This is a genomic window from Fibrobacter sp. HC4, from assembly GCF_023373925.1.
Taxonomy (GTDB): domain Bacteria; phylum Fibrobacterota; class Fibrobacteria; order Fibrobacterales; family Fibrobacteraceae; genus Fibrobacter.
This window is the reverse complement of record NZ_JALCZV010000037.1, coordinates 1-14,887: the sequence shown is the minus strand read 5'-3', so window position 1 is coordinate 14,887 and position 14,887 is coordinate 1. Positions and strand designations below refer to the sequence as shown.

At 37.0% G+C, this 14,887-nt stretch carries 11 protein-coding genes and 1 pseudogene; 10 read left to right on the top strand and 2 right to left on the bottom strand.

From position 1 onward, the window contains the following. Positions 1 to 94: 94 nt before the first annotated feature. Positions 95 to 286, bottom strand: coding sequence for a hypothetical protein (locus tag MMG03_RS15500; protein ID WP_249506695.1), 192 nt, complete (start codon positions 284 to 286; stop codon positions 95 to 97). Between the two features lie 398 nt (positions 287 to 684). Here MMG03_RS15500 and MMG03_RS15495 point away from each other — a divergent pair, with 398 nt between their 5' ends. The 8 genes from MMG03_RS15495 (at position 685) to MMG03_RS15460 (ending at position 10,847) form a co-directional block, all read left to right on the top strand. After that, entirely contained in the window at positions 685 to 2,961 is a 2,277-nt protein-coding gene (locus MMG03_RS15495) for a hypothetical protein (RefSeq protein ID WP_249506694.1), read from the top strand. Further along, positions 2,962 to 4,470: a hypothetical protein gene (locus tag MMG03_RS15490; protein WP_249506693.1), complete on the top strand. Its 1,509-nt coding sequence runs from the start codon at positions 2,962 to 2,964 to the stop codon at positions 4,468 to 4,470. Between the two features lie 159 nt (positions 4,471 to 4,629). After that, entirely contained in the window at positions 4,630 to 5,220 is a 591-nt protein-coding gene (locus MMG03_RS15485; RefSeq protein ID WP_249506692.1) for a GNAT family N-acetyltransferase, read from the top strand. 4 nt (positions 5,221 to 5,224) lie between these two features. Next, positions 5,225 to 6,331, top strand: a complete 1,107-nt coding sequence (locus MMG03_RS15480; protein ID WP_249506691.1) for a glycosyltransferase family 4 protein — start codon at positions 5,225 to 5,227, stop codon at positions 6,329 to 6,331. After that, positions 6,324 to 7,325, top strand: coding sequence for a glycosyltransferase family 2 protein (locus tag MMG03_RS15475; protein ID WP_249506690.1), 1,002 nt, complete (start codon positions 6,324 to 6,326; stop codon positions 7,323 to 7,325). Before MMG03_RS15480 ends, MMG03_RS15475 begins: the two co-directional genes overlap by 8 nt. 7 nt (positions 7,326 to 7,332) lie before the next feature. Further along, entirely contained in the window at positions 7,333 to 8,481 is a 1,149-nt protein-coding gene (locus MMG03_RS15470; RefSeq protein ID WP_249506689.1) for an EpsG family protein, read from the top strand. After that, complete coding sequence (locus MMG03_RS15465) at positions 8,478 to 9,395, top strand: glycosyltransferase (RefSeq protein WP_249506688.1); 918 nt, start codon at positions 8,478 to 8,480, stop codon at positions 9,393 to 9,395. Before MMG03_RS15470 ends, MMG03_RS15465 begins: the two co-directional genes overlap by 4 nt. 9 nt (positions 9,396 to 9,404) lie before the next feature. After that, positions 9,405 to 10,847 carry a flippase gene (locus MMG03_RS15460; protein WP_249506687.1) on the top strand — a complete coding sequence of 481 codons (1,443 nt, stop codon included), beginning with the start codon at positions 9,405 to 9,407 and terminating at the stop codon, positions 10,845 to 10,847. A gap of 325 nt (positions 10,848 to 11,172) precedes the next feature. Here the strand turns inward: MMG03_RS15460 and MMG03_RS15455 are convergent. Then, positions 11,173 to 12,066 (bottom strand): annotated as a pseudogene (locus tag MMG03_RS15455) (IS256 family transposase); the annotation flags it as partial. Between the two features lie 231 nt (positions 12,067 to 12,297). Between MMG03_RS15455 and MMG03_RS15450 the strand changes: the two are divergent. Together MMG03_RS15450 and MMG03_RS15445 are read left to right on the top strand one after the other, a co-directional pair. Then, complete coding sequence (locus tag MMG03_RS15450; protein WP_406600067.1) at positions 12,298 to 13,668, top strand: nucleotide-binding domain-containing protein; 1,371 nt, start codon at positions 12,298 to 12,300, stop codon at positions 13,666 to 13,668. A gap of 62 nt (positions 13,669 to 13,730) precedes the next feature. Further along, positions 13,731 to 14,588 carry a hypothetical protein gene (locus MMG03_RS15445; RefSeq protein ID WP_249506685.1) on the top strand — a complete coding sequence of 286 codons (858 nt, stop codon included), beginning with the start codon at positions 13,731 to 13,733 and terminating at the stop codon, positions 14,586 to 14,588. The last annotated feature ends 299 nt before the right edge of the window (positions 14,589 to 14,887 follow it).

The window sequence follows — 14,887 nt, the reverse complement described above, 5'->3', positions numbered from 1 at the left end:
TAATAAAAGCTGATGGTTCAAAAACCACCAGCCTTTTTCAGAGTGTCATCCTGAACGCAGCCGTAGGCGGAGTTGAATGATCTAGATGTCAAAATCACTGCATTTCTTTCTGCAGTCCAAGAACTTCTGCTTCGGAAATGGCGGTTAATTCAACGATTTCCGCAATGGACATTCCCTTAGCAAGCATCCTACGCGCGACAGCCACCTTTTCTTCGCCCCGTGTTTCTGCCCGGCCTTTCTCAAGTCCCTTCTTGTAGCGAATGTTCAGTTCCTGTTCGAGAGTCATATAAGCCTTCTTTGCGACGGGGGTATGTTCTTATTACGCTTAATATAAACCGCGTCTCCTCACGCAGTCAAGGGCCGCAATTTAGGCCTTCGTTTGCAAAAAAAAACGGGTAAATAGTGCGAATTGACCCGTTTATCCCCAGAAAAACTTTGTTGAAATAAATTTGTAAGCTAATTTGTAGGTTAAAAACAATCTTTATATGACAAGATAAACTATTTTTACCCCCGTTTGTTAGTGTAATGGAAGTTAGTCTGTGAAACGCAGATTAACTTTTGTTGTTTTAAAAAAGATTGAAAATGAAAGATTTTGTAAAGAATGCGTTTAAGTCGGTTTTTACACTACTTTTAGCCTGTTTTCTAAGCCCTATATATCTCTTGGGTTGTTGTTTGATGACGCTTATGTCTTTCGCTAAGAAATGTATCGCTTTTTCTAAAAGAAAAATTGGTGAAATTGTATCAAATCGTAGTAGGACTGAAGAAATGACTGACCAAGCTAAAACATCCGGTAAAAAGAAGAGTTTTTTTGAGCGCAGGCGAGGCAATTGTTATAGAAACAGATTCTTTGATTTTACTCCAGTCAACGATATTGATAGTAAAACATCTTTTGGGGCGTTAGATTACGCCTTGAATTCCCAAAATGCATTGGTTCACAATGTGGCCATCTCTGGTGCGTATGGCGCTGGAAAGTCGTCTTTATGGTTGAGCTATGAAAGCAAACGTTTGCCGAAATGGAAAATTCAACGATTTCTTGTGGGAATTTTTGATAAGATTTGGCTTCCGTGCAAGTCTAAAGTTCTTAAAGTTTCGTTGGCAAAATTTGACGAACATGCCGACGTTTCTGAAAATGGAAAGGCCTATAGTAACTGTGTTGTTGTAAATAATACAAATACGTCTACCGAAAAAGAACAAAATGCAAATGTAAATGCCTGTAATGTAAATGATTGCGGAGATGACGATTCCGAAAAGATAGAGTTCCAAATTGAAAAGGCCATCTTGCAACAGATTCTTTTTTCTGTAGAGCGAGAGGATATTCCCTTAATCAGCTCATATAAATTTTCTACAAAAACCAATTTATTTATTTGGTTGATTACAATAGCGATTGCCGTTTCTTTATCTTTTGTTATTCACCAATATTTGAGTCAAAATGTCATAGGTTTATTTGAAATTAGAAAACTTGAAAGATTTTTCAGAGTACCCATTTTAGAATGGTTCTACTGGATTGATAGTATTTTGATAACTATTTCAATGGCATTTTACTTTTACCAATTCCTTAAGAAATCTGAAAATGTTCATGTCAATGTATTTACGGTAAAAGATTTGTCTGTATCGTTTGATCAAGTGAATGGCTCGCTGATTAATCAAAATTATGCATCTATAGTTTATTTCTTTGAACAAACAAAGAAACGGATTGTTGTATTCGAAGATATTGATAGGTTTGCTTCTAACCAGATTTTTGTTAAGCTTAGAGAACTCAACGAAATCCTGAACAATTGTCCGAAGTTGAAAAATAAAATCAAGTTCGTGTATATGGTTAAAGAAAACCTGTTTTCAAAGTATCAGCGAACGAAATTTTTTGACATTATTGTCCCGGTTGTTTCTTCGGTGAATATGGATTCTTGTGCGGACTTCATTTTGAATTTGCAAAATAACTCGAATAAATATCCGGAATTGAAAAATCTAACCCGTGACTTTATTTATGAATTTGGTCGCTTTATTAACGACAATAGGATGGTCAAGGATTTTATTAATGAATTCATTATCTATCGTCAGCAGCTGATTGATGATTTAAAGGGCGAAGTCGCTGTTAATGTTGAACAGAATATATTTGCGATGATTGTCTATAAGAATTATTACCCCAAGGATTTTGAGGACTTTCATCGCCATAAGGGAATCTTGTGGCGTATTGTCCAGAAATACAAGTATGGTCAATTGGAAGAGTCTGCTGACGGAGTGATTGCTGAAAAGTACAATCAGACTGCAAGAACTACATCTTTGCATGATGTATTTGATGAAAAAACAGGTGAAGATAAAGATTGTGTACGTTGGATTAAGTGGCAATGCTTGAAACTTAAACTTAAAATATCAGATGATAAGGAAGCTTTGTCTGAAGAGGATGTCCGTCGCCTAAAGCAAGCTGAAACGAATCGTACTGAAAGCCTTCTCTTTACTATGCTGAAAAACAGGTACATTGGTGAGGACTGTGAATTTTATACATCTCGTAAGTACCTGGGTGGTTTAGGAATTGACGACTATAAATACTTGATGACTGTAAAAGCTGATGGCAAGCCGGAATTTCGCATTGACGTGCACAAGCCGCATCTGGTTGAGCATAAAATTATGGACCACCAGTGGTCTTTTGTTAGTGTGTTAAATTATAAAATGGTTGCCTATGAATTGTATTCTTGGCAATATGATAATAATCCTAAAAGGAATGATATTGTCAAAAAACTTGTTTTGGCAATGAGAAAAGCGGAACGTTCTAATTCCCCTTTCTTTGAAGTTTTTGTGCTACACCTTGACTTTATGATGGGTAATCGAGGTTTTATCATTGATGATAATGATGTATGTGTCATTGGGAACGACATTATTAACCCAAATTTAAAGACGATTCTCTTTACCGCTGTTTGGGAAAATATAGACGAAAATACACTTTCTGACCTTTTTGGAGAACAATAAATGCCGAACGAAGCTTTCATTGATTTTGTTGAATTTGTTATTCAAAAGGGGGATATTGAAGATGAAAAACGTCAGTATTTCCGGGATTATCTAAAGAAAACTTCTGTTGCAAATAGAATTTTTGGTAGTTCTCGGTATAACGAAAAATTCTTGGACTTTTTTGAGTATCTGAAAGTCCCATTTGAGGATGTACGGAAACTTGAATTTGCGAATAAACGAAATCTGTTGGGAAATAATCTGTTTGAAGTCAATGAAGCGAATCTTGACTTCTGTTGCGAAACATTCAATGAAAATGATGGTTATACATTTAGTTGGCTCTTGAATAGTGTTGATTCTTATCAGCACTTAGTAAAAAAAGGCAGTGCTGATGTTTTAGCTTTGTATATGCTGAAACGTTCACGGAATAGATTCAATGAACGGAATGATGTTCTATTAGCCGTATTGTTTTCGCCGTATTTAGAAGGTGAACTTCTTAGTCTTTTTTTGAAGGCAATAGAGTCTTTTACTATTCATCTGTCTGATTTTTATTCAACTTTGATCGCTAGAGTGGATGGTTGGACTACTTCAAAACGCGATCGTGCGTGTATGATTTGCGAAAAACTTTTGCTTTTTTACAAATTGGCTTTTTCATGGAATAATTTGATTATTGCATATGATTTATTGGATGGGAATGACAATTTTATAAAGTTCATGAAAGATTCTGTGAAGGATGGGTATAATGAACTTGGAATGTTCAAGTATCAAAAAAGCATTGACAAAGATTCTTTACGAAATTTTGTAGGATTTATTTTTGAAACTACATTTGTTTCGGTTTCTACTTTTAGGTCATTTGTAGAATACATGTCAAAGAATCATCAGTTTGTTCCTGATATCATGTATGATCATTATTTGGGGACGGGCGTTTTTGATGCGCGTGTGATACAATTCTTTAATGCTGATAAGTGTTCCTACGTGATAGGCTTGTATTTAGGCGCTCCCTATCGCGTGTACTACAGACATTCTTCCTTGTTATGTTATTTGGCGAAGGGCCATATTGCTTATGTTATGAAATTGTTGGACACGAAGCGGGTTCATGACAATATCTGCATATGCGCGTCTCTTTTGTATAATCTCGTTGACGAAAAGTCCGATGAATGCATAATTGATAATGTGGAATTTGAATACATCTTACATTCGATTCCCGCTGAAACCATAGACGATGTCTTTGATGCCTGGAAGAAGGTTTATGATGAAGATCTCGCAAAAAAACTGATTAACCGAATTTTGGGATATTCTGACATACTGTTAAAAAAGATGGATTCGGATTCTGTAGAAAAATGTGCTCATTGGTCGCACTTGATTGCTTCTATTGTAGAGAGTACCGACTCGGGTATGATAAATAAGTATTATGCTCATATGAGGTGGACTTTCGAGCCTAAGTTCAATGAAGAATTCACGGGAAGCGATGCTTATGAACGTTATAAAAAGGACTGTGCCAAAATTGATCGTGGACTTTATGGTGCTCATTAAGCTATAAACGTTTTTTTGTGGAAAAGACCCGCTCTGGCGGGTCTTTTTTCGTATTGTACCCCAATATGGGTGTCTCTGGCGGGGGAGGGTGGACGTAAGGTTTACATTTTATTAACTTTCGTATACGTTTTCTACAAATCGTTTGCGGAGAGGTTTGATGTGCTTTACGAAGCTGCCCATTTTATAAAAGATCGTTTAAAGCCGGTTTGGAACCTCGTGGAGTGGGGGAATGCCCAGTGCTTCGCCCTTCGATGTAGAAAGGGCTTGAACCAGATCCCTGAAATCCTCAACCGCCATTCTACTGATTTTACCGTTCGTCTTGCAACCGAGGCCGACGCCCCTAATCTGGCCAAATTCTTTGAAGAACAGCCCGAAGAAGCCTTCAAGTTCTTTAAACCCCACGCCTTTGATGAAAAATCCCTGAAAAAAATCATCCGTAACCAGGCCTTTATAACTTTCTTGGTGCTGAGCGGAGATACCATTGTTGGCTACTTCTTCTTGCGCAGCTTTGTGAACGGGAAGAGTTTTAGAGGAAAGATTGTGGACCATCGCTGGCAGGGAAGGGGTATTGCTAAACTAATGGGAAAAGCGTCGACCGATGTTGCTCTTGCTTTGCCTATTCGAATGTTTGGGACTATTTCCCCAGAGAACTATGCTTCAATGGCGTCCTCAAAAGCTGTTAATGAAGTGAAAATTTTGAATACCCTTGATAATGGGTATTACTACATCGAATATCTGCCGAAGAAGTAACAGTATGAAAATTTTATATGTGACAACAATTTCCAATACAATGACCTTTTTCATTGAGCATATAAAAATGCTGCTGAATGAAGGTCATTCTGTTGAACTCGCTTGTTCTTCTGCTTTAAAACCGGTTAATCCAATCTATAATGAACTTGGGTGTAAAATCCATGAAATCCCGTTTTCTCGTTCACCCTTTAGCAAAAACAACATTGCCGCGTATAAAAAGTTGAAACGTTTGGTCGAAAGTGAGGGCTATGATATAGTTCATTGCCATACACCAAATGCCGCTATGATTACGCGTCTTGCTTGTCGAAAAGTACGTAAACAGGGAACCAAAGTTTTTTATACGGCGCATGGGTTCCATTTCTTTAAGGGAGCTCCTCTGAAGAATTGGCTAATGTTCTATCCTGTTGAAAAAATTTGCGCTCGCTGGACAGATGTCTTGATAACAATCAATCATGAAGATTATGAATTTGCTAAGAAGAATATGCCTGCTAAGAAGGTTTGTCATGTTCCTGGAGTAGGATTGAATTTAGACAAATTTAGGAATGTGAAATGTGATCGAAATGAAACTCGGTCTTTACTAGGAATGCCTCTAGATTGTTTCTTGTTATTATCCGTTGGTGAGTTAAATGCCAATAAAAATCATCAGACCGTAATTCGAGCCATGGCTTGTATGAAACAAAAAAATGTCCATTACATGATTGCTGGTGTTGGATGTTTGAAAGAAAATTTACATCGTTTGGCTGTTAATCTTGGAATTGGGGAAAAGGTACATTTTTTGGGGTATAGAAATGATATTCCGGATTTGGCTTATGCGTCAGATGTTTTTTGTTTTATGTCCCGAAGAGAAGGGCTGGGTATGGCTGCGTTAGAAGCTATGGCTTGTGGCTTACCTCTTATATCGTCAAATGTTCATGGAATAAACGATTATAGTGAAAATGGTGTGACTGGGTATAAATGTGCTCCGTGTGATGTAAATAAAGTATGCGAATACTTGGATGTTTTGAGTGAAAATTCTGAATTAAAAAAGAAAATCGGCGAAGGAAATAAAAGAATTGTTGAACGATTTTCTAGTGATAATGTTGTTGCTGAAATGAGACGTTTGTATGAGTGATGTAACCCCTTTGATATCAATCATAATTCCTGCATTCAATGCGTCTTCGTATATAAAAGAGTGCTTTGACCATATTCTTGCTCAATCGTTTCTGGATTATGAAGTTGTTGTCGTTGATGATGGGTCTGCTGATGAAACCCCGGAAATTTGTGATTCATATGCTTTAAAAAGTTCTAAAATTAAAGTGATTCATAAAGAAAATGAGGGAGCTTCATCTGCTAGAGCAACTGCGGTGCATGCTGCTCGTGGAAAATATCTTGTTTTTGTTGATGCTGACGACTGGATTGTAGAAAATTCTCTATCTAAGATAGCGACCTCTATAAGAACTTATCAACCGGATATTATTTGTTGGGGAATGATTCGGGAAACACCCAAGGGCTTATTTTATAAAAGTGTTTCTTGTGCGCCAGGCTTATATTCTAAAGAACAAATCGAAAAATCTATTTATCCAAATTTGATTCAGGGGGTGCGTGGCAACTATTTTTCTCCTTCCTTATGGGGAAAGTCCTTTAGACGTGAACTTTTTTTGCAAAATATGTTGTCAAACACAAATGCAGTCTTTGGCGAGGATTTCGCTTGTTCTATTGCTTGCATTTATAATTCTGAATCATTGTTTATTATGTCGGATTGTCTATATTTTTATAGATATAATACATCTTCTGTGACTAGATGTAGGAAGGCTTATAATTGGAGTTGTCCCGAAGTATTAGATTCTCATATCAAGTCTAGAGTTGACATTGATTATGGTGATTTTCGTCAACAATCATATCGAAAGATTGTTCATGATATATTTACTGTGGCTGTATCTCGCTTTTATGAAAAGAAAAATTTTTTTGTTTTTTCTCAAGATTTACGATTCAATTTGAATCATCCTTTATATAGGGAAGCTATTGAAAAAGCTTTTTTTAAAAATTCATTAAAAGCGAAATTTATGTTGTTTGTTTTGAAACGACATTTATATTGGTTGATCGGTATATACGCAATGATTAAGTAGTTTTTCTATGTTTTTTTTTCTGTGGATTTTTGCGATAATTGTTTGTTTTGTTATAACCTTGTTCCCGATAAGGGTTGAGGATTCTATAAATAAACGAAAAGATGTATTGTTTTTTGTTGAAAAATTTGTTGAGTATTTGCTGATTGCATGTACTTATGTTTTGATAGTTAGCAATCGTACTCATGATGATATGAGAAACTACCAATATAGTTATATCGGCGCTGTTTCTCATGATTCTTCAAGAGAAACCTTGTATAGCTGGTTGAGCTCGTTATCTTATGATGTAGGACTAAATTTTTTTCAATTTAGAGAAATTATGGTGCTCGTATGTGGGGGGTGCTGTATTGCTGCAATAAAAAAAGCCGACATCAAAGTGTCTTCTGTATTGTTATTCTTTATGCCGGTAATTTTATTTATGGATTCTATTCAATTTAGGAATTCAATTTGTTTATATGTACTTTTATTTGCTGTTCATTTGCTTGGCAACATACGCAGCGCAATGTTGTTTGTCGTTATTGTTTTGTTGCTAAGCCAGATTCATTCAGCATTTTACTTCTATTTGTTGTTGAGTGTTATGTATGTGAATGAAAATAAAAAAAATGTGGTGCTAGGATGGGTTGTTGGTGTATCACTTGTTTTGTGTATGTTAACGTTCCTAAATGGGAATCGAATTCTTTTTATGAATGATGTATTGACGTTTTTTTTAAGTTCATCAGACTCTCGTATTGCAAATTATTCGACATCTGGCAAATTTGGCTTTTTATATCCAACGTTCGTCCATAGTGTTACGTTGATTTTTTTGTGTTTTTTGAAAAAAAGGGTCTTTCTTATTCCTAAGGACGACATTTTTGTGAAAAATATAATAGGGTTGATGGCTTGTTCCTATGTAGTAGTTCCATTTGTTATGATGAATATGAATTATTATCGGATTTTAAGGAATGCATACGTTGCATCAGTACTTGCTTTTATGGTTGTTTTTAGAGAGTTAAAAAATGATGCACTAGGAAAGATTTTTTTATTTGCTGGGTTAATTGTTATTGCTTGTTTATGGGGCTTTTTTATTCTTGGTATATATAATCCTATGAATGAAATTCTTGACCCTGTATTAAAAGATGGTGTTTGGTTCCTAGATAATGAAACTGGGGTTTTGCGATGAAAGTTAATGTTTATTTGTCTTATTACAATGGTTCAAAATATTTTAATGAACAAATTGAGTCTTTACTGAACCAAAAGGGAGTGGATGTTCATGTATTCGTTCGAAATGATGGGTCGAATGAATTTGAATCTGCATATCTTGATAATTTCAAAAATCATGATCGCATTACTGTGATTCATGGAAAAAATGTTGGCTTTGGAAAGAGTTTTATGCAGCTTATTTCTGAAGTGGATGAAAAGGCTGATTTTTATGCTTTTTGTGACCAGGATGATGTTTGGCTCGATAATAAATTACAAACGGCTTGTGAAAAAATCAAAGCGCAATCAGGTCCAGTTGCTTACTGCTCGCAACCGAAATATGTTGATGCTGATTTGAAACAATTGGATGGTTTTGGTACGGTTACTGATTCCATCCGTTTTGGTGTGATGGGGGTAGATGAAGCTCTAGAATATCAGTTGTTTGGCTTGGGCTGTACATATGTTTGGAATGATGCACTGAATGGAATTCTAAAAAAAATTGATTTGAAAAATTTTGTTTTTGCTCATGATAATTTTTTGAGTGTATTGACACCTTTTGTAGGAACTTTTTATAGAGATGATTGTCAATTACTTTTATATCGTCAGCATGGAAAAAATGTGAGTGGAAGTAAAAATAAAAATTCTTCATTGCTATCAAGAATTCAAAAGAAATGGAAGAATTTTAATGGGCAGGCGGGATTTGCGATGCGTAAGTTCATTGCTGAAAATGCGGGCTGTTTTATACAACCTGATAAATTGAATGTACTGAGGATGTCTGTTGGCTATCGTGAATGTGTAACACTCAAATTGAAGTTGCTTAAGTATATGTTTTTTGATAACGTAGGTTATAAGAAGAAGCTGAAAAACTTGCTGATGATTGTTGGAAACAGATACTAGGAATTTTGCATGAAAAAATCCGTAAAAATAAATGGATTGCTAAATGTTTTTCAGAGGTGTTGCCATATTCTTATACCTCTGTTGATTTTTCCGTATTTGACTAGAGTTCTTGGTGCCGAAAATTTTGGAAAGTTTAGCTTCGCTAATTCTATAATTAGTTATGTAATTCTAGCAGCAATGCTTGGTGTCAGTACCTATGCCGTTCGTGAAGGGGCTCGAATAAGGGATAATCGAATGGCCCTCTCTCAATTTATATCAGAAGTATTTTCCATAAATATCATTTCTGGAGTTATTGCGATTTTGGGACTTGTAGGGATAATGTTTTTTATTCCTAAGTTGAATGAGTATGATGTTCTTATTTATATAATGAGTTTGGCTGTTCCTGCAACTATTTTGGGCAGAGATTATTTGAACGTTATATATGAAGATTTTTTGTATATCACGTTAAGGTATATTGCTATCCAGGTTGTAGGGGTAGTTATGGTTTTTGTATTGATTGATAAACCAGAACATTACACCATATATGCAGGTATATATACTTTTACGATGGCTTTTGGGTATGTGGTGAATCTGTTTTATACGCGAAAATTTGCTCCAATTTGTTTTTCCTTTAATTCTAATTTAAAGAAACATTTGAAACCGATTTTGATCTTATTTTGTGGTCAAATTGCGACGACTATTTACATTCAGTCCGATGTGACTATGGTTGGTGTTTTTAAAAATGATTATGATGTTGGGGTGTATACATTGGCTTCAAAGATATACATACTTTCAAAAAGTGTGATTTATGCTTTGACTGCTGTAGCGATTCCTCGTATAGTGTATTATTTAGGAGCAAAAGAAGTTGAAAAATATAATACTTTTTCGTCTCGCCTTTTTGATTATCTTTTTTCTATAACAGTTCCCTTTGCTGTGGGGTTGTTTATATTCGGAAATGAAACGATTCAGCTGATTGGTGGTGTTGAATACGAGTCTGGTGCTTTATCTCTTCAAGTTTTGTCAATTGCGTTGTTAATTGCCGTTCTTGCGGGTTATTTTTGCAATGCAGTTCTTGTTCCCAATCGTCAGGAAAAACAGTTTTTGTTTATAACGATTGTGTCTGCTGTGGCAAATGTTGGCTTGAATTTCATAATGATTCCGAAGTTGGGTATTCTAGGCGCGGCAATAACTACGCTAATATCTGAAGTGATTGTTGTTGTCTTGTCTTTTAAAGAAAGTCGAAAGAGCTTGAAACTAGTTGTAGAAAAGAAGAATTTTGTATTGACAATTTTAGGTTCTGTAATTGTTGTCGTGGTTTGTTCTTTGACAAAGGCTGCTGTAGGGTCTCTGTACATTCGATTGGCTGTTGCGATACCCTTGTCTGCTTTATTGTATTTTATTTTACAAATAATCTTTAAAAGCAATTTGTATTCGATATCTTTTTTGATGAAAATTATGAAAATGAAAAAATAGTACAAGTAATGTTTAGTAAAAAAGGGATGCTGATGGTGGTGTCAAGGGTTTTTCGCAAAAATAGTTTGTTCCAACATCAGATTCTAGGCTAGGTTCGATCTAGCCTTTTTCATTTCGCTTTCGATTTCCCTCTAATTTTCAAGTTCATAGAGGTGTTTCATATTCAAGTATCGCTTGATCCCCCAGTCCTTTGACGCGACGTATCGGTAGTGTCAAGGGTTTTTCGCAAAAATAGTTTGTTCCGACATCAGATTTAGGCTAGGTTCGACCTGGCCTTTTTAATTTCGCTTTCGATTTCCCTTTGGTTTTCAAGTTCATAGAGGTGTTACATGTTCAGGTATCGCTTGGTGCCCCAGTCCTTTGATGCGACGTATCTTAGCCTTGCACAGACCAACATCAAGGCCGATTCACCATCCGGGAAGCAGCCTACTACCCGCGTTCTGCGACGGATTTCACGGTTGAGACGTTCAAGTATGTTGTTGGTCCTGATGCTACGCCAATGTTCGTGGGGAAAGTCCAGGTAGGTCAAGGTTTCCCTGACTCCCTTGGCATAGAGATCCGCAGCCGATTTCAGCCCCATGTCCCGCAGTTTCTGTTCCACATCGATAACCTTCTTTAGAGTCGCTTCCTTGTCTTCCTGGGCATAGGTCGCCTTCAGCAGCGGCATGACAGCGGCCAGCTTGTTGCGTGGAATCTTGGTCATCAGGTTCCTGAAAAAGTGGACCGTACAGCGTTGCCACTTGGCGTCGGGAAAGACCTCCGAGGCTGATTCCAGGAAACCAAGGTGCTTGTCCGACGTGAAGAGCCTGACACCCTTCAGGCCTCGTTCCTTGAGGCTTACAAGGAAACTTCGCCAGCATTCCTTGCTCTCGCTCGCACCCTCGCAGGCCCCGAGAATCTCGCGATAGCCGTCCTCGGCGACACCGATGGCGACAAGTACCGAGACGCTGGTCATTTCTCCGCCCCAGCTGCGCTTGAGGTAGATTCCGTCCACGAACACATAGGGATATTCGCCGGTAATCGGTCTGTTACGCCAATCTTCGATCTTCTCGTACACCTTCTGGTTAAGGCTGCTTACGGTTGATGCGCTGACCCTGGAGCCCCACAGGAGCTCTGTAACGTCCTCTACGCGACGTACGGATACCCCGGCAAGGTACATTTCGATAAGCGACTCCTCGACGGACGATTCCCTGCGCTTGTAGCGTTCGATAATGGCTGTCCCGATAGTGCCTCGGATGAGTGTATTCAGGTCGTCCTTGAGTCCGGCTTCGTCGATTTTAGTGGTCGCGACCCCTTAGTGGAATTTGCGAAAGAAAACATACGTTACCAAAGTATATCATTTAGTACAAAAAAAAGAATATATTTTAATATGTTCGGTAATGGATGTAATCGTTCATAAATCCGCTATCAAAAATACAAAACCAAATATTTAGGGAAGGACGTGGTGAAAATGTATGATATGTCTGGTAAATTCAATGCGTTCTACAATTCCTTTGTGGTTCTTTCACAGAACAATCAGAATGAACTCTATGCAAAGAAAGATCTCAATATTCAGAGATTGAAGGATGGACTCGTAGAGTATAACGAGGAAAATAAAACATCTTATAATGTAGTTGAAACCTGTGTTCAAGGAAGCGTTGCGATGTCAACAGTTGTTCAGAATGAAGATAACGACTACGACATTGACGTTGCTATAGTTTTAAACCATTCAGCTCTTGGTGAAAAAGGGGCTCAAGCAACAAGAAATATGATTGCAAACGCCCTTAAGAGAAAGACAAGGTTGTTTAATGCTGATCCAGAGGTAAAAACAAGTTGCGTCCGAGTTAAGTATGTTGATGGATATCATATTGACTTTGCTGTATATCGACAAACATGGGATAAATTTAATTGTTGCTGGAAATATGAGCATGCCGGAGAGGATTGGTCTAATAGAGAACTAAAGGGGCTTACGGATTGGTTCAAAAAAAAGAATAACAATTCTGATGGAAAACTTAGGCAGGTTGTTAGACTGTCAAAGATGTTTTGCAATTCGAGAGACTCATGGGTGAACATGCCAAGTGGTTTGCTTCAGATGGTTCTCTGTGATGAAATGTTACAAATGGATTATGAACGTATAGATGAGCTTTTCTACCACACGATGAAAATGATAATAGAAAGGCTTGATGTTGATACATCAGTACTTGCTCCTGTTGATAATGGAAGAAACTTAACTCCAAGGCAGTCTGATATTCAGAAATTGATAAATTGGAAAAATCGTCTCAAGAGTAAAATTGAGGATTTGGATGTTCTTTTTAAGGATGATTGCTCTGAGTGTGATGCGTTGCAGGCGTGGTATGGCTTTTTTAATCATGAGTATTGGAGCAAACAGGTTGTTCTTGAATCGACTGGCTATTCAGTGGCGACAGTTCAAAAATCGGCTGTTCGTTCGTATAATGAAACAGAGGAGTTTATTGAGGATATCTATCCTGTAAGATGCCGATATCATATAATGTTGAATTGTACTATCAGTGGTGATGGCTGGAGGGCAAATACACCGCTTAGTTCTTTTTTAACAAAAGTCAAAAGGTTTATTCCGCATAACTTTTCTGTTCATTGTTCAATTGCGTCTACAAATGTTCCTGGAGCATATAAGGTATTATGGAAAGTAAAAAATGTTGGACCAGAAGCACAAAGAAGAAATGATATTAGAGGTCAAATTCTAGAGAGAGGCTATTCTATAACGGAAAATACACTGTTCTACGGAAATCATTATATAGAATGTTATATTATTAAAGATAATGTTTGCGTTGCGAGACAACAAATCAAAATTCCAATAGGCTAGAGGTGATAGATATGACGAAAAATAGAGTAATGTTTTTTTTGTGGATTGTCCTAATAGTTCTAATGGCTTCTGGGATTGTTATCGCTAAAAACTGTAATTGTGCAGTGGGATCTGCTATAGCAGGAGCATTATTATCGATATTTGTTAGGAATGCATGGCTAGCATTTGAGGATCTTTTTGATACCACAAATTGGAAATCATCTCAAAGAAAATTAAAACGTGGCGGCTTTATCAAGGATGACACCATTGTCCGAATTTCCTTTGCATATCTTTATCGTATTAAAATAGATAATAAATATTTACTTGTTCAGAATTCGCGGAATACGGGTAAGTTCCAGCCAGTGGGAGGGGTGTACAAGTTTCGGGATGATGAAAAAATGAAGCTAAAGAATTTATTTCACATTATGGATGATGATAAAATTCCAATTGATAAATCCTCAAAGGATGATTATAGACTTCGGATAGAGAACAAGTATCTTCGTAAATTTGTTAGAAGATTCAATAGCAAGAATGCTTCCAGAGAACGAATTGATGATGTTAGTCGTGAATTCCGAGAGGAAATGATTGAAAAGGGCATCGTTAGATGGAATCAAATATCTTATCGCTACTGTGGTCGGTTTATGTCTGATTTAAGATTTGAAGAACACTTTCAAATTTATGAGATGCAACTTTTTGATGTTGTTGAATTAATTCCCACACGAGAACAGGAACTGGATTTGAAAAATCTTCTTAGCCGAGAAGATGATACATTCCGTTTTGCAACGGCGGAACAAATCATCAGTCTTGGAATGAACATTTCTGCTGGACAATTATATGAATGGATTGGAGATCAAACCAAAAAAACTCTTCAAGAGTATGAAGCAAAATTGATGAGAATGCGTGGATTTGGGAAAATATATGGACCGATTAATCTGCGGTAATCCCATATCCAATAACACTCTATGGAGATTAAAATGTGTAGAGGTTTATTCAAGTTTTTCAGTTGTGAATCGTATCGCGATGATTTTTTAAGGGGTCATCTGCACTTTAATTCGAGGCATCATCAACATGTGTGGAAGCATTTAGGCAGCCTTGCTAGATGATTCTCTCGATTCCGATTCCCATTCGTAGGCTATCTTTACATCTACATAGGAACAGCTCAACATTATCAGCGACAGCATGTTGTTCATGTTCCTGAAGCCATAGGCAGTCCGTATCAGTAGCTTTATCTTGTTGTTCG

Coding starts and splice junctions, on each gene's coding strand:
- MMG03_RS15480 (WP_249506691.1), top strand. CDS start 5,225: ATGAAAATTTTATATGTGACAACAATTTCCAATACAATGACCTTTTTC.
- MMG03_RS15445 (WP_249506685.1), top strand. CDS start 13,731: ATGGCTTCTGGGATTGTTATCGCTAAAAACTGTAATTGTGCAGTGGGA.
- MMG03_RS15500 (WP_249506695.1), bottom strand. CDS start 286: ATGACTCTCGAACAGGAACTGAACATTCGCTACAAGAAGGGACTTGAG.
- MMG03_RS15475 (WP_249506690.1), top strand. CDS start 6,324: ATGAGTGATGTAACCCCTTTGATATCAATCATAATTCCTGCATTCAAT.
- MMG03_RS15460 (WP_249506687.1), top strand. CDS start 9,405: ATGAAAAAATCCGTAAAAATAAATGGATTGCTAAATGTTTTTCAGAGG.
- MMG03_RS15470 (WP_249506689.1), top strand. CDS start 7,333: ATGTTTTTTTTTCTGTGGATTTTTGCGATAATTGTTTGTTTTGTTATA.
- MMG03_RS15465 (WP_249506688.1), top strand. CDS start 8,478: ATGAAAGTTAATGTTTATTTGTCTTATTACAATGGTTCAAAATATTTT.
- MMG03_RS15450 (WP_406600067.1), top strand. CDS start 12,298: ATGTATGATATGTCTGGTAAATTCAATGCGTTCTACAATTCCTTTGTG.
- MMG03_RS15495 (WP_249506694.1), top strand. CDS start 685: ATGTCTTTCGCTAAGAAATGTATCGCTTTTTCTAAAAGAAAAATTGGT.
- MMG03_RS15490 (WP_249506693.1), top strand. CDS start 2,962: ATGCCGAACGAAGCTTTCATTGATTTTGTTGAATTTGTTATTCAAAAG.